Annotated in this window: 13 protein-coding genes and 5 pseudogenes; 13 read left to right on the forward strand and 5 right to left on the reverse strand. The window is 41.9% G+C overall.

What is annotated here, in order from left to right; all coding sequences use genetic code 11:
• The first annotated feature begins 101 nt into the window (after nucleotides 1-101).
• The 8 genes and pseudogenes from C9E88_RS00195 (at nucleotide 102) to C9E88_RS00230 (ending at nucleotide 9,619) form a co-directional block, all read left to right on the forward strand.
• Nucleotides 102-1,076 (forward strand): annotated as a pseudogene (locus tag C9E88_RS00195) (IS110 family RNA-guided transposase).
• Between the two features lie 78 nt (nucleotides 1,077-1,154).
• Nucleotides 1,155-1,975, forward strand: a protein-coding gene (locus C9E88_RS00200; RefSeq protein ID WP_106986448.1) for an IS5 family transposase whose coding sequence is annotated in 2 segments (ribosomal slippage) — nucleotides 1,155-1,566 and nucleotides 1,566-1,975 — 822 coding nt in all. Because the reading frame shifts where the segments join, the coding sequence is not laid out codon by codon here.
• A gap of 133 nt (nucleotides 1,976-2,108) precedes the next feature.
• A pseudogene (locus C9E88_RS00205) lies at nucleotides 2,109-2,858 on the forward strand (YadA-like family protein); the annotation flags it as partial.
• Nucleotides 2,859-2,912: 54 nt separating this feature from the next.
• A pseudogene (gene tpgA, locus C9E88_RS00210) lies at nucleotides 2,913-3,705 on the forward strand (trimeric autotransporter adhesin/peptidogylcan-associated protein TpgA).
• Nucleotides 3,706-4,061: 356 nt separating this feature from the next.
• Nucleotides 4,062-5,891 (forward strand): dihydroxy-acid dehydratase, encoded by a 1,830-nt coding sequence (ilvD, locus tag C9E88_RS00215; RefSeq protein WP_106986450.1) that lies wholly within the window; start codon nucleotides 4,062-4,064, stop codon nucleotides 5,889-5,891.
• 310 nt (nucleotides 5,892-6,201) lie between these two features.
• The gene (locus C9E88_RS00220; protein ID WP_106986451.1) at nucleotides 6,202-7,518 is read left to right on the forward strand and encodes a hypothetical protein; all 1,317 of its coding nucleotides are present in this window, start codon (nucleotides 6,202-6,204) and stop codon (nucleotides 7,516-7,518) included.
• Nucleotides 7,505-7,792 carry a chorismate mutase gene (locus C9E88_RS00225; RefSeq protein WP_106986452.1) on the forward strand — a complete coding sequence of 96 codons (288 nt, stop codon included), beginning with the start codon at nucleotides 7,505-7,507 and terminating at the stop codon, nucleotides 7,790-7,792. Before C9E88_RS00220 ends, C9E88_RS00225 begins: the two co-directional genes overlap by 14 nt.
• Nucleotides 7,793-7,939: 147 nt before the next feature.
• Nucleotides 7,940-9,619 (forward strand): putative bifunctional diguanylate cyclase/phosphodiesterase, encoded by a 1,680-nt coding sequence (locus C9E88_RS00230; protein WP_106986453.1) that lies wholly within the window; start codon nucleotides 7,940-7,942, stop codon nucleotides 9,617-9,619.
• Between the two features lie 109 nt (nucleotides 9,620-9,728).
• Here the strand turns inward: C9E88_RS00230 and C9E88_RS00235 are convergent.
• A pseudogene (locus C9E88_RS00235) lies at nucleotides 9,729-10,562 on the reverse strand (solute carrier family 23 protein); the annotation flags it as partial.
• 90 nt (nucleotides 10,563-10,652) lie between these two features.
• Here C9E88_RS00235 and C9E88_RS00240 point away from each other — a divergent pair.
• Nucleotides 10,653-11,785, forward strand: a protein-coding gene (locus C9E88_RS00240) for an IS3-like element ISAba14 family transposase (protein ID WP_223155595.1) whose coding sequence is annotated in 2 segments (ribosomal slippage) — nucleotides 10,653-10,905 and nucleotides 10,905-11,785 — 1,134 coding nt in all. Because the reading frame shifts where the segments join, the coding sequence is not laid out codon by codon here.
• A gap of 62 nt (nucleotides 11,786-11,847) precedes the next feature.
• Here the strand turns inward: C9E88_RS00240 and C9E88_RS00245 are convergent.
• The 3 genes and pseudogenes from C9E88_RS00245 to C9E88_RS00255 all read right to left on the reverse strand — a co-directional run.
• Nucleotides 11,848-12,318 (reverse strand): annotated as a pseudogene (locus C9E88_RS00245) (solute carrier family 23 protein); the annotation flags it as partial.
• Nucleotides 12,319-12,625: 307 nt separating this feature from the next.
• Complete coding sequence (ppc, locus tag C9E88_RS00250) at nucleotides 12,626-15,310, reverse strand: phosphoenolpyruvate carboxylase (RefSeq protein WP_106985635.1); 2,685 nt, start codon at nucleotides 15,308-15,310, stop codon at nucleotides 12,626-12,628.
• 151 nt (nucleotides 15,311-15,461) lie between these two features.
• A complete protein-coding gene (locus tag C9E88_RS00255) occupies nucleotides 15,462-16,079 on the reverse strand; it encodes a TetR/AcrR family transcriptional regulator (RefSeq protein ID WP_106985634.1) in 618 nt (205 codons plus the stop codon).
• A 151-nt stretch (nucleotides 16,080-16,230) separates the two neighbouring features.
• Here C9E88_RS00255 and C9E88_RS00260 point away from each other — a divergent pair, with 151 nt between their 5' ends.
• The 4 genes from C9E88_RS00260 (at nucleotide 16,231) to dnaJ (ending at nucleotide 22,203) form a co-directional block, all read left to right on the forward strand.
• Entirely contained in the window at nucleotides 16,231-17,334 is a 1,104-nt protein-coding gene (locus tag C9E88_RS00260; protein ID WP_106985633.1) for an efflux RND transporter periplasmic adaptor subunit, read from the forward strand.
• A 2-nt stretch (nucleotides 17,335-17,336) separates the two neighbouring features.
• Entirely contained in the window at nucleotides 17,337-20,474 is a 3,138-nt protein-coding gene (locus C9E88_RS00265) for an efflux RND transporter permease subunit (RefSeq protein ID WP_106985632.1), read from the forward strand.
• 123 nt (nucleotides 20,475-20,597) lie between these two features.
• Nucleotides 20,598-20,975, forward strand: coding sequence for a hypothetical protein (locus C9E88_RS00270; RefSeq protein WP_106985631.1), 378 nt, complete (start codon nucleotides 20,598-20,600; stop codon nucleotides 20,973-20,975).
• A 106-nt stretch (nucleotides 20,976-21,081) separates the two neighbouring features.
• Nucleotides 21,082-22,203, forward strand: coding sequence for a molecular chaperone DnaJ (gene dnaJ, locus C9E88_RS00275; RefSeq protein ID WP_106985630.1), 1,122 nt, complete (start codon nucleotides 21,082-21,084; stop codon nucleotides 22,201-22,203).
• Nucleotides 22,204-22,277: 74 nt separating this feature from the next.
• Here the strand turns inward: dnaJ and C9E88_RS00280 are convergent, their stop codons facing one another.
• A complete protein-coding gene (locus C9E88_RS00280) occupies nucleotides 22,278-23,921 on the reverse strand; it encodes a PglL family O-oligosaccharyltransferase (RefSeq protein ID WP_106985629.1) in 1,644 nt (547 codons plus the stop codon).
• Nucleotides 23,922-24,036: the final 115 nt, after the last annotated feature.

Here is a 24,036-nt window from a genome sequence, read left to right on the forward strand (position 1 = left end):
TCTAACTAAAAGGTGTCTACAAAATCGGTGGCTATTCATTCACAAGAAAAGACGGTGGTTATGCTAAAACAATAATTGGATAAATAAAGCAGGTAAAGATTATGTTTTATCTTGGTATTGATGTTGCTAAAGCTAAAATTGATTGCTGTTTAATTTTAGAAAATTCTGCAAGTAAAAAGAAAACCAAAACTTTTTCAAATACGCCAAAAGGTTTTGAGCAACTTCAAACCTGGCTAAAGTAGCATGCTGCAACTTCTACGCAGACCATTATCTTAATGGAAGCCACATCTATTTATCATGAACTCTTGGCTAAATATTTATTTGATGCGGACTATCAAGTCTGTGTAACCAATCCTGCCAGAGCTCGATATTTTGCTCAGAGTATGTCTAAGCTAAATAAAACAGACAAGGTGGATAATGAAGTTCTAGCTCGATTTGCGATGACTGCCGATCTACATTTTTGGCAACCTTTACCCCAACCTATTCAATTTCTGAATGCTTTGCTAGATAGAAGAGCTGTGCTTTGTGAAGATTTACAACGTGAAAAGAATCGTTTGGAAAAAGCAGAGTCTACCTTCACGATGGAACCTGTACTTTAGTCTATCCATAAGAGTATTAGGCAGTTAAACAAGCACATTCAGGGTATCGACCAGCAAATTGATGCTCATATCGATCAGAATCCTGATTTAAGAAATGATAAAGAACTGCTCAGCAGTATTCCAGCTATTGCAGATCGAACCAGTTTATTAATGCTTAGTTTCTTGCGCAGCCATACTTTTGAAAGCGCTAGTCAAGCGGCCGCCTTTGTTGGCTTGGTCCCCATTCAAAAGCAATCAGGTAGCTCCATTCATGGCAGAAGCCGTTTATCCAAAGCGGGCTCTTCCAAAATACGTGCCGGTTTATATATGGCAGCCATTGTCGCAACTCGGCATAATCCCCACATTAGAGGGATGAATGAAAGATTATTGGCCAATGGTAAAACCAAAATGATGGCGATTGGAGCTGCGATGAGGAAGTTGGTTCATCTTTGTTATGGTGTACTCAAACACCAACAACCTTATCAAGCGGATTATTGAGCATGAATTCTCAATAATTTGCTTGACGTTTCAGACGGTATCTCTTGCGAAAGTAAAAATCACCTCCATATAAATTTCATGAGATATCAGAAATTAAATCGTTTTTCAGATTCTGAATTCAAACGCTTGGTTGGCGTACCTCGACAAGTTTTTACTGAGATGGTAGACGTTCTAGAAAAAGCAGAATCACTCAAAAAGAAATCAGGTCAACCTCATACTTTAGATATAGAGGATCAATTGTTATTAACTCTCAATTACTTACGAAACTACAGCACTCAACTGGAATTAGCGGCAAATTACCATATTGCTGAAAGTAATGTGAATCGGACGATTAAAAAAGTTGAAAATGCATTGATGAAATCAAGACGTTTTACCCTGCCAAAACGAAGCATAACCACAGTAGAAGAACACTTTAACTGGGTCATTATTAATGCGACAGAATGTTCAATCGAACGCCCGAAAAAAAATCAGAGTAAGTTCTATAGTGGTAAAAAAAGAAACATACGCTAAAAGCTCAAGTGATCTATCATCCGAAGAGTAAACAAATCATAGGGCTAGATATATCGAATGGCAGTCAGCATGACATTACACTGGCAAGAAAAACGATTAAGAAATTTAAACATTGTGAATATGTTATGACCGATTTAGGGTACTACGGATTAGAGCAACATGGCTTTAAATTATTGATGCCCATAAAGAAAAAGAAGAATTTCCCCTTATTTAGTGTTGAGAAAAATTACAATAAACTGATTGGAAAAATACGAGTTGTGATCGAACACATCAATAGTCAATTGAAAACATTTAGAATATTGAGTGAGCGCTATCGAAATAGACGGAAAAGATTCGGTTTACGCATTAACTTAATTGCTGCACTGGTAAACCGAATAAACTCGCAATAAGGACTTTCGCAAGAGGTCTAATATTAATGATGCAATTTCGAGCGTAAATACGGCAGCCACCAAAGCCAAAACCACAGTGATACAAGGTGCAAATATTGTCGTTACACCATCGACCAATACCGATGGTTCTACGAACTATCAAGTTGCAACGGCGAAGGATGTTAATTTTGATAATGTGAATGTCAGCAACAACGTGAGTGTCGGTGGAAATGTCAGCGCAAATGAGTTCAAAGCTGGCAACACCAGTGTGAATAACAACGGCATCACCATTGCTCATACTGACCCGAATAAAGTGGTGAGCGTGACAGATAGTGGCATTAGTGCAGGAGGCAATAAAGTCACCAATGTTGCACCGGGGGCCATTTCATCAACATCTACAGATGCGGTGAACGGTTCACAATTGAATGCAACGAATAATGCCTTCAATAGTTTCCTTGGTGGTGGCGCAACCTATAACGACAATACCAAAACCTATACGGCACCAACTTATGTGATTAACAATGGTTCGGGTAGTAATAGCTATAACAATGTTGGTGATGCGTTGGGTGCACTCAATCAGGCGGATAGCACCATCAATAACAGAATCGATGTGTTAGGCGACCGCTTAGAACAAAGTTTCCGTAATACCAATAACCGAATTGATGATGTAGAGAAAACAGCAAATGCAGGTATTGCAGCAGCTATGTCCTTAGAAAACGCACCTTATATTGCAGGTAAATATACTTATGCAGTGGGTGCGGCCTATCACGGTGGTGAAAATGCAATTGGTGTGACCTTACGTAAAACAGCGGACAATGGTCGCTGGTCATTAACAGGTGGTGTTGCAGCAGCCTCTCAAGGTGATCCAAGTGTTCGAATTGGTATCAGTGGTGTGATTGATTAATACACGGGATATCTACACTTTTCTTAGATTCAAACAATTAGAGAGAATATAACAATGAATAGAACACAGAAGATTGCGATGATGGGCCTGATCGTTGTGGGTATGGCATCATCAGTATGGGCAAATGAAAACCTAAATTTAAACCAAGCCTCTGAGGATGTGACTTTTCCAGAGCCAAAAGATAGTTACTTAAAACAAGTGCATCGTTATGAATATGCAGATGTACTGCGTTTGGATAATGGGCTGACTAAAGATCAAATTCGACGCTTACTGGGTAATCCACAGTTTAGTGAAGGGTTGTTTGCGGTACGCCAATGGAACTATGTTTTAGATATTCGAGTTCCAGAAACACAAAACTACCGCAGATGCCAATTACGAATTGATTTTGATCAACACTATTTGGCAGAACGTTATTCATGGCGAGGCTTGTCAGGGTTTAGCACAGTATGGCGCAAATAATGAAACGCCTCCTGTTGTACCAGCTCCAAGCCCAGAAAAGCATGCAGCTCACTTTCTATTTGCATTTGACCGTAGTGATGCATCCTCGATTGAGCAACAGTCTATTCAATTTAATGAATTGGTAGCTGCATTAAAAAACAGTAATCAGCCGATTCAAATTACAGGTTATACCGACCGAAAAGGCCATGCTGCTTATAATCAAAATTTATCTGCACGACGTGCACAAACTGTGGCGGCATTGCTCACCCAAAATGGAATTGCTGCTGATCGCATTCATGTATCAGCACAAGGCGCGACAGGAGAATACCAAAGCTGTGAAGGGCAATTAAAACGCTCAAGTGAAATCCAATGTTTAGCGCCCAATCGGCGAGTTACCGTAAATTGGTAAGCTTTTAAATTTTAACCATATAAAAAAAGCATTCTGAGGAGTGCTTTTTTTATGGCATTGGATCAGTATTTATATAAATAAAACTCATGCAAATTGTAAAAATTATTCATGAAAGTTTTGTATTTAATCATTGATGATAGCGTTATAGTAGTTTTAACATAGAAATTTATTGTGCCTGCATCGAAGCAGATATAGACATATCTAAGCGGTCACACGCATTTTTCGCTACGTTGCATAACAGTAGCTTATTTTATGATATGTTTAAAATTAAACTGTTTTCATGCTCACAATCATAAAGATTTTGCCAGAGTAAATGCGATCATTTACTCCAGCACAAACATAGTTGGAATAACACCATGCCTGATTATCGTTCAAAAACATCGACACACGGAAGAAACATGGCGGGTGCGCGTGGCTTATGGCGCGCAACTGGTATGAAAGACGAAGACTTCGGCAAGCCAATTATTGCGGTCGTTAACTCATTCACGCAATTCGTACCAGGCCACGTTCATCTCAAAGACTTAGGTCAACTTGTGGCGCGCCAAATTGAACAGGCAGGTGGTGTAGCCAAAGAATTCAACACTATCGCTGTAGATGATGGTATTGCAATGGGCCATGACGGCATGTTGTATTCATTGCCTTCACGTGACTTGATTGCAGACTCAGTTGAATACATGGTGAATGCACACTGTGCAGACGCAATGGTATGTATCTCTAACTGTGACAAAATCACCCCAGGGATGCTAATGGCATCAATGCGTTTGAACATTCCAGTGGTGTTTGTATCAGGCGGTCCAATGGAAGCGGGTAAAGTTAAAATCCGTGGCAATGAACATGCAATTGACCTTGTTGATGCCATGATCGTAGCGGCTGATGACAACTTTACTGACGAAGAAGTAAAAGAATATGAACGCTCTGCATGTCCAACATGCGGTTCATGTTCAGGTATGTTCACGGCAAACTCAATGAACTGCTTAACAGAAGCATTAGGTTTATCTTTGCCGGGCAATGGTTCAACACTTGCAACACATGCCAACCGTAAAAAATTATTCGAAAAAGCAGGTCAGTTAATCGTAGAGATTACTAAACGTCACTACGAACAAAATGATTACAGCGTGTTACCGCGTAATATTGCTCCTAAAGCAGCCTATGAAAATGCCATGACTTTAGACATCGCAATGGGCGGTTCAACCAATACGGTATTGCATCTTTTAGCTGCTGCACACGAAGCAGAAGTAGACTTTACGATGGACGATATTGACCGTTTATCACGTAAAGTACCTGTGCTATGTAAAGTTGCACCAGCGAAACAAGACGTTCACATGGAAGATGTACACCGTGCAGGTGGCATCATGTCAATCTTGGGTGAATTAGACCGTGCAGGCTTATTAGATACTTCTGTGAGTACTGTACATGAGCCAACCTTAAAAGACGCTTTGGATAAGTGGGACATTATCCGCACTGAAGATGAAGATGTTTATAATTTCTTCAAATCTGCGCCAGGCGGTGTACCAACACAAACTGCCTTCTCACAAGACCGTTACTACTCACGTTTAGACGGCGACCGTGAAAAGGGCGTCATCCGCAATGCAGAACATGCGTTCTCTAAAGACGGCGGTTTGGCAGTGCTTTACGGTAACATTGCGCTTGATGGCTGTATCGTAAAAACTGCGGGTGTAGATGAATCGATCTTAAAATTCAACGGCACAGCACGTGTATTTGAAAGCCAAGATGATGCAGTAGAAGCGATCCTAGGCGGTAAAATCGTTGCAGGTGATGTGGTTCTTATCCGCTACGAAGGCCCGCAAGGCGGTCCAGGTATGCAAGAAATGCTTTACCCAACCAGCTATTTAAAATCGAAAGGCTTAGGTAAAGACTGCGCACTGGTAACAGATGGTCGTTTCTCGGGCGGTTCTTCAGGTCTTTCAATTGGCCACGTTTCTCCTGAAGCAGCTGAAGGCGGTGCAATTGCCTTGGTTGAAGATGGTGACCGTATCGAAATTGATATTCCAAACCGTACCATTCACTTGGCAGTAGACGATGCAACAATGGCGCATCGCCGTACGCAACAAGAAGCGAAAGGTTGGAAGCCTGCGAAAGAGCGTCCACGTAAAATTTCGAAAGCACTCAAAGCTTATGCAATGCATGCTACAAGTGCTGCCAAAGGTGCAGTAAGAGAGATCTAATCTTTCAATAAACCCATAAAAAAGCACGCGAAATAAGCGTGCTTTTTTATGTCTAAGTTTAGGCTGTAGTAGATGTGGCAGGCAATTTTACAAGTAGGTATCTGAAGCTTGAACTGATAAACTAGTGAGCAAATGATCAACGGCTAATTTGATTGATGTTGCCCGCCACCCGCGAAACATTGAACATTGTGACTTGAGTTGCTATAAGTTTGGCTGAGGGTTATAAACTAATTTCATATTCCCACATCGGGAGATAAAACTGTGTGATATCATCATGATCGCATGGCTTTGTTTATTGAGGCTTAAATTCATGTCACTGTTACGCCGTTGGTTTGATCCAATCCGATCGGGATGGTTTTACAATAAACCGTCACGTCAAGCGGTGTTGTCCACAGAGCAAGGTTTAAGCGTCTATTTGCGTTTAGATGATGTCTATAGTTATTTGACGGCGCAGCAATTGCCTCAGTTAGAAGACATTTTGAGTAATGAACTAAAACCGCTTAAGGTGATTATTTCTAATCGTTCAGCAGAAGCACCCAATCACATGTCAGAAGCTGAGTGGCATAATTATTGTTTAAATGATGCGCAAATTTTATCGAAGCAACATCGCTTTAGTTTTCACGAAACGCCAGAACAACCCAAACCAGAAGCCTTATTACAGGCCGAAACAATCTTAAAAAATACCCCCTTACGTGGGCAAGATTTTCTCTATTTATTAGAAGATGTGTTTCACATGCTGTGGCAAAAGCAAGATGGCAAATTACGTACTTTATATGCCATGGCCAGCAAACATCATCGTGCACAACATTTTGAAGAACGTATTTTTAACGACACGCCAGTATTGGCCAGTTATTTTGAATTTGGGGAGCGTAAATATCATGCAGTTGATGATTTATTGCGCTTAACCCGCCGTTTGCGTCAGCAAAAACTCCTGACGGATAATCCTATTTTTTTAATTAACCACATCGAATGGCGCGAACATCTGATTAGTGATGCTGAAGAGCTCAATGAAATTCAAGCACTCGACCCAGAGCTAGATTTATATGTGGCCTTAGAAGATCCGATTTCGTGGCTACTTTTGGCTTATATCAAAGAAGAGCTGGCAGACTATTATAATATTCGCCTGAATATTTATCCGCTGAGTTATCACGGCCGCGATTTATTTGATTGGGGCTTGGCAACACGTTTGTCTAAACGAACGGGAGTCAGTTTTACGCCGTTCTGTCGTCCAGACCAGCAGGCAACAGTGCAGATGGCCAATTTGTACTACAGTGTGCCTGAAGAGCAACGCATTGATGCCATGTACAAAATCTTGCATGCAGTATGGTGCAAGGGCAAAGACCTATCATTTAAGCCCCATTTTCAACAGTTACAACAAGAATTAGAACTGACCACGTTTAGCACTGAAGATGTAGTGGGTAAATTAGCTGAAAATGACATGCATTGTGAAATGAAATCACAGCCAGACTTTCCAGTACTTGAGCTCAGAATTGATGGGCAAAGTTATGTATTTAATAGCTTATATCGCGTATGGATGATTGAAAGTATTTTCAGTAATGTGTTAGAAGAGAAGTATAAAAGTGAAAACATTGCTGAGAATGAGTTAAGGAAGAATGAAGAAAGATAAGGTTGAAAATTTGGAACAGGCGCGTGCTCAAATCGATGTGATTGACCATGCTTTAATTGAGCTTATTTCAGCCCGTCAGTTTTATGTCGATCAAGCTGTTCGATTTAAACGTACAACGCACGATGTACAATCTCCAGAGCGTGTGGAAGATGTGATTAAGAAAGTTCGTGGTGCGGCACAAGATCAAGGTGTAGATCCAAATTTAATTGAGCATATTTATCGCGAAATGATTCATCATTTTATTCAACGCGAGTTAAAGGAGCTACGTCCATAATTGGCAGGTCATATTGCAGTGAAAAATCAAATTTTTACTGCAATATGGGATAGTTTGCAGATAAGCTTAATATTTCATTTAACATTCACATTAAAAATGAAATAATGCATGCCTTATGTCCATGACTAAAGTCACTTTTTATTGCCTATGGATTCCCAATTTCAATATAGCAAGATCGTTAATGAGCTTGAAAACTATCAAATTGCTATTGATGCACATTCAATTGTTGCGATTACAGATACTCAAGGCGTAATTACCCATGTGAATCAGAAATTCTGTGATATTTCTAAATATTCACGTGAGGAATTGCTGGGTTCTACGCATAAAATTATTAATTCAGGTTGCCATCCACGTAGTTTCTTTAAGCAAATGTGGGGCACCATTGCTCAAGGCAAAATCTGGAATGGTGAAATTTGTAATCGAAATAAGCAGGGTGAACTGTATTGGGTGGACACCACGATCGTTCCTTTTAAAGATCGGCACGGCATGTTGCAACAGTACATTGCAATTCGAACGGATATTACGCAGCTCAAACAGTCCGAAGATCATGCCCGCTACATGGCCTTGCATGACGAGTTAACCAGTCTGCCTAATCGGCGCTATATGCAAGATTATATGAAGCAAGTAATTGCTTCTAATCGTAGCAATGGCATGTATAGCGCGATGATCATGCTGGATTTGGATAATTTTAAAAATATTAATGACACATTAGGGCACAGTGTAGGGGATAGCCTACTGAAAATGGTGGCTACCCGTCTTTTACTTAACACCCCACAGCCTAATTCGATTATTCGCTTAGGTGGCGATGAGTTTTTGGTGATCGTGTCGAATTTATCCATGCAATATGAAGAAGCGCATGACGCGGTATTGCAGGTGGCGAATAAGCTCAAAACAGAATTAAATAAACCCTATTTTTTAAATGAGCAAAGTGTTCATACCACGTCCAGTAGTGGCGTATTTATTTTTAAAGACTTTAATTTATCTGAAAATGCCTTTTTAAAATATGCCGATATGGCGCTGTATCATGCCAAAGGCAATGGTAAAAATTGTATTGCGGTTTTTGATCCTTTAATTGAAGAAAGCATTGTATTGAAAGCAAAATTAATTAATGACTTAAGTCGTGCATTACAACATGACGAGTTTGAACTGTACTATCAACGAATCGTCAATGATTCCCAGCAGATTATTGGTTATGAAGCTTTAATTCGTTGGCAACATCCTGAAAAAGGCTTGGTTTTACCTGGACATTTTATGGCTGAGATTGAAAAATCCAGCATGATTCATGAAGTAGGTCAAAAAGTTCTCAACATGGCATGTCAGCAGTTACAAGCATGGCGTGATATCCCCGAATGTGCGCATTGGACAATTTCAGTCAATATTAGTGTCGGGCAATTTAGAGCAATTAATTTTGATCAAGAGGTCATTCAGTTGGTTCATGCATACGGTATTTGTCCAAGCCGTTTACGCTTGGAACTGACCGAAAGTATGTTTTATACCGACATGGACAGTTCAATCGCTAAAATGCATCGCCTCATTGAAGCGGGTTTTAACTTTTCTATGGATGACTTTGGGACAGGGTATTCATCTTTAAATTATTTAAGAATGTTGCCTCTACGCCAATTGAAAATTGACCGCGCTTTTGTTGAACATATTAGTGAAAACCCGCGTGATTTAGCGATTGTAAAAACCATTATTGCTTTGGCGGCAGCATTAGAGTTAAACGTTGTTGCAGAGGGTGTGGAAACTTTAGAACAGTTCCAATTACTCAAAGACAATGGCTGTACGGCATTCCAAGGTTATTACTTTGGTCGTCCTGAAGCATTATAAGGTCGCTTTAAGTTGGACCTTTAGAGGTTTTACTCATATCGAATAAGCCAAATATGCACTCTATAGGCATAAAAAAAGCAGCCATTTGGCTGCTTAAAATATTGTTCAATTATTTAGATTTGTCTGCAAGGCTAAAGAACCAGTTGAGAATAAGGGCTGCGAAAGTTGCAGTACCAATACCACCTAGGTTAAAGCTACCAAATTGTAGTGCAAAGTCACCCGTACCTAAAATAATCGTAACCGCAGCTACCATGAGGTTTTTGTTTTGTGAAAAATCGACTTTGTTTTCAATCCAAATTTTGGCACCAGCAATGGTAATTAAACCAAACACCACAATAGATGCACCAGTTAAAATCGCACTCGGAATGGTATGAATGATTGCACCAAATTTTGGTGACAGGCCTAAGAAGATTGCGAAAATACCCGCGACAACAAAAATAATCGTTGAATAAACGCGTGTAACCGCCATGACGCCAATATTTTCACCATAAGTGGTCATCCCAGGGCCACCCACACTACCCGATAAAGTCGTTGCAACACCATCAGCGACAAAAGCTTTACCAATATGTGGATCGAGGTTTTCGCCTGTCATTGCGCCAACTGCTTTAATATGACCTAAGTTTTCAGCCACTAAAATCAATGCAATCGGTGCAATAATTAGCATGGCATTGACATTAAATTCTGGTGAATGGAACTGTGGAATACCAAACCAAGCCGCTTGTTGGATTGGCGTAAAGTTGATTGGTGTGCCATATCCCATTACATTCGATACGATAAAGTAGATGAAATATGCTGAAAGCAAGCCCACCAATAGTAATAAGCGTTGTAAAAGGCCTTTGGTGAATACGGCAATAGAACCCATGCAAAGCACAGTAACCAATGACATCCACATATTAAAGTTATTACCCATTACGCCTTTAACAGTGACTGGTGCAAGGTTAAGACAGAGATGGATCCGTAAATTTGAACAACTCCTATAAGTGATATTCTGCTCCTCAAATGATGTTATAAACATCAATATATGGAGTATTTTATGGCACGTAGACCAAGAAGAAATCATTCAAATGATTTTAAAGCTAAGGTAGCACTTGCTGCGATTAAAGCAGAAAAAACACTTGCTGAATTGAGTGCTGAGTTTGATGTTCATCAAAACCAAATTATTGACTGGAAAAATCAATTGATCTCAGCTTCCTCGCAAGCTTTCGATCAATCAAAAGCTCCAACAGAACCACCCATCGATCTAAAAAAACTACATGCAAAAATCGGTGAGCAGGCATTAGAAATTGATTTTTTAGAAGGTGTGTTGAAGAAACTGGGCCGCTTCAACCACAAAAGTTAATCGACGACTCACTTCAGATTTCAGTATCTAAGCAAGCTAAGCTGCTGAAAGTCTCCCGTGGTTGTTATTACTATCGCCCAAAACCTGTGAGTGCATCAGATCTGAAGCTGATGCGATGTATTGATGAATTACATATGCAATATCCTTTTGCAGGCAGTCGTATGATGCGTGATTTGTTGAATCGTCAAGGACATCATATAGGACGACGTCATACACGTACTTTAATGAAGAAAATGGGTATTCAGGCGTTATATTGCAAACCAAATTTAAGCCAGGCTAATCAAGCTCACCGTAAATATCCATATCTGCTCAAAGGATTGGCTATTCAGCGCAGTAATCAAGTGTGGTCTACGGATATAACGTATATCCCTATGGCAAAAGGCTTTGTTTATTTATGTGCTGTGATTGATTGGCATAGCCGCAAGGTACTTGCGCATAGAGTATCGATTAGTATGGAGGTGGATTTTTGTATTTCGGCTTTAAATGAAGCGATTGAAAAATATGGTCGACCTGAAATATTTAATACAGACCAAGGCAGCCAGTTTACCAGTGATGCATTTATTGATGTATTGAAATCAAATGGCATTCAAATCAGTATGGATGGTAAAGGTCGATGGGTAGATAATGTGATGGTTGAACGATTATGGCGGAGCGTTAAATATGAAGAGGTGTATCTCAAAGCTTATAGCAGTGTCACAGATGCGAAAAAGCAATTAAGTGCATATTTTGAGTTTTATAATTTGAAACGACCTCATTCGAGTCTAGACAAAATGACACCAAATGAGTTTTACTATGATCAGCTACCCCAACAAAACAAGGTGGCTTAACTAGAGCGGAATATCACTTATAAATACGCTTTTAGTTGTTCAAACAAGTGGGACCACCTCTGACCAATAATCATTACTACAGCACCTGTTACTACAGGTGGCATAAGTTTTTCAATCCAGCGTGTACCCGTAGCCATCACGATAAAACCAAAAATCGTGTAGAGCACACCGCAGGCAATAATCCCGCCAGCAGCCATGGCAATATTGGCATTTGGAGCACCAGTACCAGAGGCTGCATAGCCTGTGGCAGCAATAACCACCCCAATAAAGGCAAAACTTGAACCTAAATAGCTAGGTACACGACCACCCGTCATAAAGAAGAAGAGTACGGTACATAGACCTGACATCAAAATTGCGAGGTTTGGATCAAAACCCATTAAGAAGGGTGCAAGTACCGTTGCCCCAAACATTGCAAAGGCATGTTGTATGCCCAAAACTACACTTTGTGCAGGGGGCAAATATTCATTAGTGCCTACAGGACGTGCATCAATACTGTCTTTATACGGACGCCATTTGGGAAACCAACTGGACATAAAATGAGCACTCAAAAGATAAATTGTGCACATCATACGCTTCTTTTTTGGAAGATTTAATCATTGAGTAAAAAAAACGTTAAAACTAATGTACTGACTTTTCGATTGTTTTACCGCATGGTAAAAGTTTTGGTATTTAAAAATAAAGTGAAATCAGTTATTAATCGCCAATTGTATCGAGCTGTTTAGTTATAAATAAATCTTATTCTTGATATAAATAAATTGTGGATGTTTCTCGCAATCGCTTATAAATAAAGCACATCATGGCGATGTGCTTTATTTATGCTAAAAAAATACAGTGTTTAACTTAGCCTGTATTGCGTAGCCCAGCAGCAATACCTGCAATGCTGACCATCAGTGCATGATCGACAGGGGTATTTTCTGCCTGACAATTGGCCAAGTAAGCGCGGCGTCGTTTCATTAATTCAGCTTGGAGCAGATGCAATGGTAATAAATATGGCTTACGCACTTTCATGGATTGATCTAAAACATCATTGCTACTGAGCAGTTTAGATTCACCTTTGAGCGCTAAAAGTGTTTGCACCGCATCACGTAAACGTTGACGTAGCTCTTCACCTAAAACTTTCAAATCTTCATCTTGAGTCAGATGCGCTTCATAATATAAAGCCACATGACTGTCTGCTTTGGAGAGCACCATTTCCAACATATCAATTAAGGTTTGGAAATAAGGCCACTGATGTAGCATGTCCTCAAGCATGGCTTTTTGGCCTTGGTCGAGCACTTGGTTAATGGCTGCACCTGTACCTAACCATGCAGGGAGCATCAAACGGATTTGTGTCCATGCAAATACCCATGGAATCGCGCGTAAAGATTCGATCCCGCCACTGACTTTACGTTTGGCTGGGCGTGAACCCAACGGCAGCATTTGTAGTTCGAGTTCAGGGGTAACCGTACGTAAGTATTTCACGAAGTGTGGGTTTTCACGCACTGTTTGGCGGTAGACCTGTACAGAGAGGTCCGTCATGCTGTGCATGAGCTCGCGCCATTCTGGTTTCGGCACTGGTGGTGGAAGCAATGTAGCTTCGAGCGTAGCCGCGGTATAGATCTCAAGATTTTGGAGCGCAATGCCTTCTAAACCAAATTTGAAGCGGATCATTTCGCCTTGTTCGGTTACACGAATAGCCCCAGAGATCGAACCTGGCGGTTGAGAGAACAAAGCTTGTTGAGTTGGTGCACCACCGCGACTAATTGAACCGCCACGACCATGGAATAAGGTCAACTGCACTGCATGATTTTTAGCAATTTCAGTCAGTTCTTCTTGCGCACGGTACTGTGCCCAATTGGCAGACATAAAGCCAGCATCTTTGGCTGAGTCCGAATAGCCGATCATCACTTCATGTTTACCCTGAATATGCTGTTTATACCAATGCATATTAAATAGGGTGTTCATGGTTTTAGATGCGCCATCTAAATCTTTGAGGGTTTCAAATAAAGGAACGACACGTAAGGGATGTAAAATGCCCGCTTCTTTTTGCAGTAATAATACTGCCAATACATCACTTGGGTATTCGGCCATGGAAATAATATAAGCTCCCAAACTTTCACTTGGCTGTGAGGCCAATGTGCGCATGGTCGCAAACACTTCTTGCACATCTGGATGGCAAATCAGACTACCTTCAGGCTCACTCAGATGTTTAGGTAATAATGGACGTTTGCTTTGAAGTTCTTGGAGCAAGAAATTTTGTCGTGCTTGTTCTGTCCATGTTTCAAAATTACCTAAGCCCAAGTATTCGGTAATGGCAGAAATCGCTTGGCGATGGCGCCCAGATTCCTGACGAATATCCAGCTTTAATAATTCAATGCCAAAGCAATTTACGCGATGAATGAAGTCCAACAGTTTACCGTTGGCAATTTCAGGCAAATCGCATGCGATGAGCGAACGATAGCAGAGTAAAAGCGGCTGAAGCAGTTCATCCTTACTTTTAATCACTTGGCTGTCGTCGGCATCATGGCCACGTAGTTTTTCTGTCAGCCAAAAACGTGTGGCTTTCAGGCGTTGGCGTGTGTCACGTAAATATTCGCGGTAGGGTTCAGCGTGTTCTTTGCCTAAGGCTGTTCGTAGTTCATCGCTACATTGTTCAATCGACAGTTCCCAACGCAGGGCTTCAATATCACGCACATATAAATCAGCAGCTTTCCAACGAGATAACCACAGCACCTCTTGAGTGATGTCATGGGTGACATTGGGGTTACCATCACGGTCACCGCCCATCCAAGAGGCAAAGCGAACTGGCGCGATGGTGAGTGGTAAAGATTGACCACAATGTTCTGCCACCATGCCGTCCAATTCACGCATAAACTTCGGCACAGCATTCCATAAGGTTTGCTCAATAGTGGTAAAGCCCCATTTGGCTTCATCTACTGGAGTCGGGCGGTGCTGACGAATTTCATCAGTTTGCCATGCAGAGCAAATCAATTGTTTTAAATCATCTAAAACTGCGCTGCGTTCACGTGGCGTGAGTTTTTGCTGATCCATTTTAAATAGACAGTCATTGATGCCGTCATATTTTTGAATCAAGGTGCGACGGCTGACTTCTGTTGGATGCGCAGTTAAGACCAATTCAATTTTGAGTTCGCAAATTTGTTGATACAGCGTTTCTGAACTGATGTCGCGATCTTTAAATTTTTGAAATAAGTGATCTAAAGGATTTGGTGATGGAGCGTGCTCATCAAATTCGCTTTGGCGACGGCTACGCACCACATTATATTGTTCTGCAATATTGGCAAAATTTAGAAAGTGGGTAAAAGCGCGGGTAAGTGGCAGAATTTCATGGTCTTCTAGGCTTAAAAATAATTTTTCGAGTTCTTTTTCTGCTTCGGCTTGACCATCACGTGCACCCTTGGCCAAGGCACGAATTTGTTCAATTTGATTAAACAAATCTTGTCCAGCCTGCTGTTTCAGGGTTTCACCCAATAAATTTCCCAGCAGGCGTACATCTTCTCTTAGTGGAGCATCAATTTGTTGAATCATTCTACATTCTCCGTATGTCCTTGATTTTGACTATAGCGCGAATCTTGGTCTTGCCAAGTGAAACCTCGACAAAAGTCGGATTTGTTTTGTGTATTAATTAGCAAACTGAATGCCAAAACAGCAGAATGTGAAGGTTTAAGCTAAATGCCAGCTAGGCTTGAGGCGAATAGCGCAGTAAAAATAACTTTAGCGCGGATTGAATAATCTGTTCCTGCTCTTGAGGATTGGGGATTTCACGGACTCCCATGAGGACTTCATGGTGGCGCATACCTAACAGTAAAGAAAACAATAACAGCAGATGTTCACGCTCAGCAGCAGGTTGAATAAACTTTAGCGCCACGGCTTGGTCAAAAAAGTTTTGCCATAAGGCACTGAGTTTTTGATGAGATGCATTATAAAACTGCTGTGCCAGTGGATTATGCTGTGAAGCCAACTCCAACAATAAATATTCCATTTTGAGTGCTTCGGGTAAATTCACTAAATTTAAGGTGAGCTCACAAGCACTGATAAATGCTTGAATGAAATTACTATCAGGGCTTAATACCATTGGACGAGCATTAATCAGAGAATCACAGGTTTCTGCAATTGCACAGGTAAACAAGCTTTCTTTGTCTTGAAAATGGTTATATACCGTCAGTTTGGTGACATCGGCTTTTTGTGCAATTTTATTCATGCTACAGCCGTGGTAACCACATTCTAAAAATAGAATTTTTGCGGCATCTAAAATCCGTTTACGTTTTTCTAAATCTTTCGGTCGGCCAGCAGTCATTTGCTAAAAAAGTTTCCAAAATGTCATTAAAGTCATTGATTTTACCTTAAATAGGTAATTAATGTACCATATAGTTTATTAATTAAAAAATAACCATTTTAATTTCGTCTATATTGCCTGAAAAAACAACTTTAGATAAGAGCCTAAGTTCATGAGTACGATCAAGACCGCCTGTATAGGCATAATCATCGTTTGTAGTGTGACCTTGTGGGGGTGTAGTCATCATGATGCACCTACGGAACAGGAAGTTCCTTTGGTCATGGTGGCGCAAGCAAGTAGCAGTCATGCTGAGCAAAAAAGCTATGCAGGTGAAGTGCAAGCGCGCCAACAAACTGCGTTGGCTTTTCGTGTCGCAGGGCAGGTGGTCGAACGTTATGTGGATGTCGGTGATCAGGTCAAAGTTGGGCAGGTCTTAGCGCGTTTAGATGTAAAAGATGCAGAATTACAAAAAAATGCCACGCGTGCGCAATTAGAAAGTGCGCAATCTGCTGCCAAAATAGCAGGTGATGAACTCAAGCGTTATCAGCAATTATTGCCAATGAATGCTGTTAGCCGTTCACAATATGATGCTGTTGAAAATCAATATAAAGCAGCGATGTCGAGTTTAAAACAAGCGCAATCAAATGACGACGCCAGCGCAAACCAAACGCAATATAACCAATTAATTGCAAGTAAAAACGGTGTGATTACACAGCGTAATTTAGAAGTTGGGCAAGTGGTGTCTGCAGGGCAGGCGGTGTATCAGCTGGCGATTGATGGTGAGCGAGATGTCGTGGTGGGTGTACCTGAGCAGCTCATTTCAAGCATAAAAACAGGGCAAGTTGCAGAAGTGAGTCTGTGGTCGAAGCCTGAAGAAAAGTTTCAAGCCTATGTCCGTGAAATTGCACCTGCAGCGGATCAGTCGCGCACGTATCGTGTCAAAGTCGCTTTGCGTGAAGGCTCAGGTGTGATTCAACTGGGACAAAGTGCACGGGTATTTTTAAATACTGCGACTCATGAAACCTTAAACATTCCATTATCAAGTGTGTCTGCACAAGGGCAACAAGCCTATGTGTTAACGGTGAAAGCGGACAATACGGTACATAAAGTCCCTGTGAGCTTAGGTGCCTATGGCCGTGACAGCGTACCTGTGTTGAGTGGTTTAGCACCTTCAGATTATGTGGTGATTGGCGGTGTGCATTTATTACGAGATAAACAAAAAATACGTCCGATTGACCGAGAAAATCGTGCGGTGACTGTTCGAGCTGGGGGTTAAAAATGAATTTTAACCTGTCGGAATGGGCGCTCAAAAATAAAGGTTTGGTCCTTTATTTTATGATCCTCTTGGGCATCGTTGGGGTATTTTCATACTCGAAATTAGCACAAAGTGAAGACCCGCCATTTACTTTTAAGGTCATGATCATTCAGACCTATTGGCCGGGTGCAACAGCGGAAGAGGTGTCTTTACAAGTCACAGATCGCATTGAAAAAGAACTCATGACCACGGGCAATTATGAGCGCATTATGGCGTTTTCACGTCCAGGTGAGTCTATGGTGACCTTTGTTGCCAAAGATTCTTTGCGTTCAAAAGATATTCCAGACGTTTGGTATACGGTGCGTAAAAAGGTGAATGACATTCGTCATCAGTTGCCTAGTGGGGTGCAAGGGCCATTTTTTAATGATGAATTTGGCGATACCTTTGGCAATATTTATGTACTGACAGGCAAAGATTTTGACTATGCCACGCTGAAAGACTATGCCGACCGTTTACAACTGCAATTGCAACGCGTGCGGGATGTCAGCAAAGTCGATTTGATTGGCCTACAAGATCAAAAGATTTGGATTGAAATGTCCAATACCAAGGCTGCCCAATTGGGTGTGCCTGTTTCTGCGATTCAGCAAGCCTTACAACAGCAAAATACAGTGGCCAGTGCAGGCTTTTTTGAAACGCAGTCAGACCGCATTCAAGTGCGTGCCAGTGGTAGTTTAAAAACGGTTGAAGAACTGAAAAAAATGCCCTTACTGGTAAATGGTCAAACCATTCAATTGGGCGATGTGGCTGATATTTACCGTGGCTTTAGCGATCCAGCACAGCCTCGTATGCGTTTTATGGGTGAAAATGGCATTGGTATTGCGGTGTCTATGCGCAAGGGTGGAGACATTCTGGCATTGGGGAAAAACCTCGAAACTGAATTTGCACAACTGCAAAAATCATTACCACTGGGCATGAAATTACAGAAGGTTTCAGACCAGCCTGTGGCAGTAAAGCGCAGTGTAAACGAGTTCATGAAAGTCTTGGCAGAAGCGGTGATTATTGTTCTGCTGGTGAGCTTTTTCTCTTTGGGCTTTCGTACAGGATTGGTGGTGGCATTTTCCATTCCATTGGTCTTGGCCATGACCTTTGCGGGCATGAATATGCTCGATGTCGGCTTACACAAAATTTCTCTAGGGGCTTTAATTCTAGCCTTGGGTCTGTTGGTCGATGACGCCATTATTGCCGTAGAAATGATGGCAATTAAAATGGAGCAAGGCTATAGCCGTATACAAGCGGCTGGTCATGCATGGCGTACCACAGCATTTCCAATGTTAACGGGAACCTTGATTACTGCAGCGGGCTTTTTACCGATTGCCACGGCTGCATCGAGTACTGGTGAATATACCCGCTCAATTTTCCAAGTGGTCACGATTGCACTGATTGTGTCGTGGTTTGCGGCAGTCCTATTTGTGCCTTATTTAGGAGACAAACTGCTCCCCGATTTTAATAAAGACCTGGTACAAAAAGCGCCGTGGTATGCACGCTTGTTGGCACGTTTAAGAAAACAACCTGAGCCTGCACCTGTGGTTCATCATGCTGGTGAGCATCATGATCCTTATCAAACCAAGTTTTATCAGGGCTTTAAGCGATGGGTGAATATTTGTGTGACCTATCGTAAAACTGTGATTGCAACCACGGTGGCCATTTTTGTGTTGTCAGTGATGATGTTTAAACTGGTGCCACAACAATTTTTCCCACCGTCGAACCGTGCCGAAATTTTAGTCGATATTAAACTTGAAGAAGGGGCATCTTTAAAAGCCACTGAAGCTGCTGTACGTAAAGTCGAGCATTTTTTATCGAAACAACAAGGCATTGATAACTTTGTGGCTTATGTCGGCACTGGTTCACCACGTTTCTATTTGCCCTTAGATCAACAATTACCACAGGCTAGCTTTGCACAATTTGTCGTGCTGGCATCATCACTCGATGATCGAGATGAAATTCGCCGTAATTTGAGTGACAAAATTCGTGTGCTGTTACCTGAGGCGCGTACACGGGTGTCTTTATTGGAAAATGGCCCACCTGTGGGCTATCCATTACAATTTCGAGTCTCAGGTGAAAACTTGGACGTAGTGCGTGAATGGGCACAAAAAGTCGCAGCTACAATTAGTGCGAATCCAAATAGTACCAATGTCCATTTAGATTGGGGCGAGCCAAGTAAAGTTATTCAACTAGACATTGATCAAGATCGTGCACGCCAATTGGGCATCAGCAGTTTAGATTTATCTAATTTCTTAAGCAGTGCAATTAGCGGTGCATCAGTCAATCAATACCGTGAAAAACGTGATTTGATTGAAATCCGTATGCGCGGCGACCAAGTTGACCGTGTTGATGTAGGTTCACTCAGTAGTTTGGCTGTACCTACGGCGTCAGGTCAATCTGTACCTTTAGCGCAAATTGCTAAAATTGAATATGCGTTTGAAGACGGTTTGATCTGGCATCGTAATCGGTTACCGACCATTACTGTACGGGCGGATATTCGTAGTCAACTACAGCCTGCAACGGTGGTCAATGAGCTTGCAGAGCCATTGGCAAAATTGCGTGCAGCACTACCAAATGGTTATTTGCTGGAAGTGGGTGGCACAGTAGAAGAGTCTGCAAAAGGTCAATCTTCTGTGAATGCAGGTATGCCAATGTTCCTTGCTGTGGTGCTGACCTTGCTGATGATTCAGCTCAAAAGTATGTCGCGAACCTTTATTGTGTTTTTGACTGCACCACTGGGCATTATTGGCGTAGTTTTATTCTTGCTACTTTTTAATAAGCCATTTGGTTTTGTGGCCATGTTGGGCACCATCGCGCTGTCAGGGATGATCATGCGAAACTCACTGATTTTGATTGATCAGATTGAACAAGATATCCAAGCAGGGCATGATCCTTGGGATTCAATTCTGGATGCGACGGTACGTCGTTGTCGTCCGATTGTACTCACAGCATTGGCTGCGGTTTTGGCCATGATTCCATTATCGCGCAGTATTTTCTTCGGTCCGATGGCCGTTGCGATTATGGGCGGTTTGATTGTTGCGACACTGTTAACATTATTCTTCTTGCCAGCCTTGTATGCACAGTGGTTTAAGGTGAAAAAAAGTCCTGAGAAAGTGTAAAAATGGGTGCGAAATATTGTTTTTTTCAATATAGTAGCACCTAAATCTTTGCTGAAAATTTTTATAAGACAAACACTGTTCGGGGTAAAGATTCACAGGGCAGTGTATGGGGTTAAATCAGACATGACGACAGATAAACTGATCAAGTATCGGCGCTATATTGCGATTTCTTACGTCTTCATGTTTTTGGCGATTTTTACCGTGGTTAGTGGGGTGTTAGCGTATTGGCTGGCACGTAAAGTCACACAGGTCGATTCCGCTGAAGTTTGGTTACAAGCACAGGCATTTTGGGTGATGCGTAGTATCGTAATTTTCACTATTTTGGCTTTGTTTGCAGCACTTTGGTTTATTCCACTCTTCTTCTTTTATTGGGACAGCGCGCTATGGGTAACAGGTTGCACTGTTGCTGGCGTTATTTTTAGTGCCATTGCATTTTTATATTTGTTAAATGCATGGGTACAAGGCTTATCTAAATTCTTTAAAAATAAAGCAGTTTTTTAACTCGTCTTTATTTTTTTCATCGCTGACCCTTGAAAAAATGGTTTGATCCCCCAATTTCAGACCACAGCCCAGTATTAAATAAATTCCGTGAGGAGCATCGCCAGACATGGCTAAACGTGATTATTATGAGGTTTTAGGCGTATCTAAAACCGCAGGTGATGATGAAATTAAAAAAGCCTACCGTAAGTTGGCGATGAAGTATCACCCTGACCGTAACCCAGATAACCCAGAAGCTGAAGAGAAATTCAAAGAAGCTGCTGAAGCTTATGAAGTTCTTTCAGACAGCGAAAAGCGTAGCATGTACGACCGTATGGGCCATCAAGCATTTGAAGGCGGTATGGGTGGCGGTGGTGGCTTTGGCGGTGGTTTCAGCGCTGAAGACATTTTCAGCCAGTTCGGCGACATTTTCGGTGGTGCTTTTGGTGGTGGTGGCCGTGGTGGTCAGCAACGCGCACGCCGTGGTTCAGACTTACGTTATGTGATGGAACTCACCCTTGAAGAAGCGGTGAAGGGCGTGAAAAAAACCATTACGTTCACTGCGCCTGCGCCGTGTGAAACTTGTGATGGTAAAGGCTCTAAAAATCCTAACGACGTTGAAACCTGTAAAACCTGTCATGGCGCGGGTCAAGTGCGTATGCAGCAAGGTTTCTTCTCTGTACAGCAAACCTGTAATACGTGCCGTGGTCAAGGCAAAATCATTAAGAACCCATGTAATACATGTCATGGTTCAGGTGTGTCTGACCGTCAGCAAACTTTGGAAGTCACTATTCCTGCAGGCGTAGACAATGGCGATCGCGTACGTTTAAGCGGTAAAGGCGAAGCGATTCGTGACGGCCAATCAGGCGATTTGTACGTAGAAGTGGTTGTACGTGAACACGAGATTTTCCAACGTGATGGTGCAGATCTGTATATGGACGTGCCTGTAAGCATTGCTGATGCGGCTTTAGGTAAAGAAATTCAGATTCCAACACTCGATGGCCGGGTCAGCTTGAAAGTGCCTGAAGGTACGCAAACTGGTAAGTTATTCCGTTTACGTGGCAAAGGGGTAAAACCTGTACGTACCAGCATGCAAGGTGATTTACTTTGCCGTATTGTGGTGGAAACACCTGTGAATTTGACTACTCGTCAGCGTGAGTTACTTAAAGAATTACAAGCGAGTATGGAAAGTGAAGAAGGCGGTAAATCTTCTCCGAAGAAAAAATCGTTTTTAGATCGTTTATTTGACTAAGTCATGCAGTCAATGCCATCGAAAGCATAAAAAAAAGCGCCTCAAGGCGCTTTTTTTTATGTGCTTAAACAGCCTTAAGGTTGCTTTGGCGCACCGTTAAGTAAGCTGTCATAGTCCATATCCGTTTTTTGGATAATCGCCAGTAGTTTGAGCTGATGTTTCGCTTCGGCTTCATAACCATTAAATGCCAGCATTTTAGCGTATTTAATGATGTGATAACGGGTTGGATAGCTACGTGCCATTTCACCTGCCATTTGCAGTTGTTGTGGGCTTAACTGGGTAAACGGATCAATCAGAATAAAATTAATCCGTTGATCCAATTCGGTTAGTACATAAATTCGATCATGATTGGTGATTTTTTCAGGCTGTAGTTCATTTTTATAGACATTGCCCAACTTCGGCACCAGCGTGTCGTAATCACGGTAGACCAAGGCCAACATGGCTAAACCAAAAACCAAAATCAGTTTATTGCCCAGTGCAGGCAGTGCTACGGTTTTGGTTTGTGCATATTGCGTTTGTAGCGTACCCAAAATAAAGCCTGCAGGAATCAAGAAGAATGCATAATTTTGTGGAAATTCGAGCATCATGTGAATGATGAATGCACCGAGCATCAACAAGGCAACCACAGACTCCGCTGAGTTCACTTGGCGGTGTAATTGAATGAGCCAATATGCCAGATAAGCAAAAAATGGAATCGCAACGATAAAGCCATTCCATAGAATAAAATCGAGGACAAAGTTATGTGCGCTACGAATCCACACAGGTCCTTGGAAATGCTCTGAGATGCTGACAAAAGCGGTACTGGTTTGGTACCAACCATAGCCAAACCACGGCTGTGCGTCGACTGCATGCACCATCTGTTGCCAAATCGCCAAGCGAGACATATCGCCACCGGCACGTTGAGCCAGATCACGACCTTGAATCACGTTCATATTGGCGCTGTCGGCCAGTAATTGTGTCACATGTGGAAGCACCACAATTAAGCCGATAAACAGACCAAACCACGCTAGACTATAAAACCAGCGTAAACGAACCTGATGGCGGAATTGTTGGTAGGCAAGGTACAGCAGAATGCAAATACTCGCGACCCATGAGGTACGCGATTGACTCAGTACAACACCGATTAAAATCGGCAAGGCGGCCAGCACTAACCAACGTGTGGCAAGGGCTTTTTTCTCATATAAATACAGCGTTGCCATTAAGGCCATGAGCAAGAAGGTTGCCATTAAGTTGGGCTGGGCAAAATTGGCAAATGGGCGTGTGGTGCCACTGATATTCATCATGATGGCATTTAAAGGCTCATCAAAATTCAGCGCTTGGCAAATCGCAACCAAACCAGTTGCCACACCTGAAATTAAGAAGCTAAAACTTAAATAACGAAAAGTTTTTGCACGCTGTTCTGGGCCTCGAGACAGATTAAAGCCCAAGGTCATTGCGAGCCAAAAAGCAGCGATGTACAGAAATCCGAGGAATGCGATACTAAAAAAGTACACATGGCCGAATGCTAATTGAATAAAAGGCAACACGGCCAAAGCTAAAAAGGGCAAGCCAATTTTAGGAAGATACAATTTGTCTTTGACGCAGGCCGCCATCAAAAACATCAGAGAGATAAACGCATATAGCTCACCGGTATAGGTGACCCAAGGTCGGTAATGGACTGGCATTAGCCATGCGAAAAAAATGCATATTGCAGCACAAGCAAACAGGACGTTTTTCATGCTCATTCAGTATAAAAAAAACTCGCCTATGATACATCGAAAATCACTTAAAAAATGCAATACAGATGAGGCTGCGATAGGGGATTTCATCCGTGCGTGAGTGCAACAGAGCAAG

It is taken from the genome of Acinetobacter cumulans (genome assembly GCF_003024525.3).
GTDB classification, from domain to species: Bacteria; Pseudomonadota; Gammaproteobacteria; order Pseudomonadales; family Moraxellaceae; genus Acinetobacter; species Acinetobacter cumulans.

Bases quoted from the DNA above. Each gene is read 5' to 3' on its own strand.
- C9E88_RS00265 (WP_106985632.1), top strand. From the start codon at position 17,337: ATGAATTTTAACCTGTCGGAATGGGCGCTCAAAAATAAAGGTTTGGTC.
- C9E88_RS00270 (WP_106985631.1), top strand. From the start codon at position 20,598: ATGACGACAGATAAACTGATCAAGTATCGGCGCTATATTGCGATTTCT.
- C9E88_RS00255 (WP_106985634.1), bottom strand. From the start codon at position 16,079: ATGACTGCTGGCCGACCGAAAGATTTAGAAAAACGTAAACGGATTTTA.
- C9E88_RS00260 (WP_106985633.1), top strand. From the start codon at position 16,231: ATGAGTACGATCAAGACCGCCTGTATAGGCATAATCATCGTTTGTAGT.
- C9E88_RS00230 (WP_106986453.1), top strand. From the start codon at position 7,940: ATGGATTCCCAATTTCAATATAGCAAGATCGTTAATGAGCTTGAAAAC.
- dnaJ (WP_106985630.1), top strand. From the start codon at position 21,082: ATGGCTAAACGTGATTATTATGAGGTTTTAGGCGTATCTAAAACCGCA.
- C9E88_RS00225 (WP_106986452.1), top strand. From the start codon at position 7,505: ATGAAGAAAGATAAGGTTGAAAATTTGGAACAGGCGCGTGCTCAAATC.
- ilvD (WP_106986450.1), top strand. From the start codon at position 4,062: ATGCCTGATTATCGTTCAAAAACATCGACACACGGAAGAAACATGGCG.
- ppc (WP_106985635.1), bottom strand. From the start codon at position 15,310: ATGATTCAACAAATTGATGCTCCACTAAGAGAAGATGTACGCCTGCTG.
- C9E88_RS00220 (WP_106986451.1), top strand. From the start codon at position 6,202: ATGTCACTGTTACGCCGTTGGTTTGATCCAATCCGATCGGGATGGTTT.
- C9E88_RS00280 (WP_106985629.1), bottom strand. From the start codon at position 23,921: ATGAAAAACGTCCTGTTTGCTTGTGCTGCAATATGCATTTTTTTCGCA.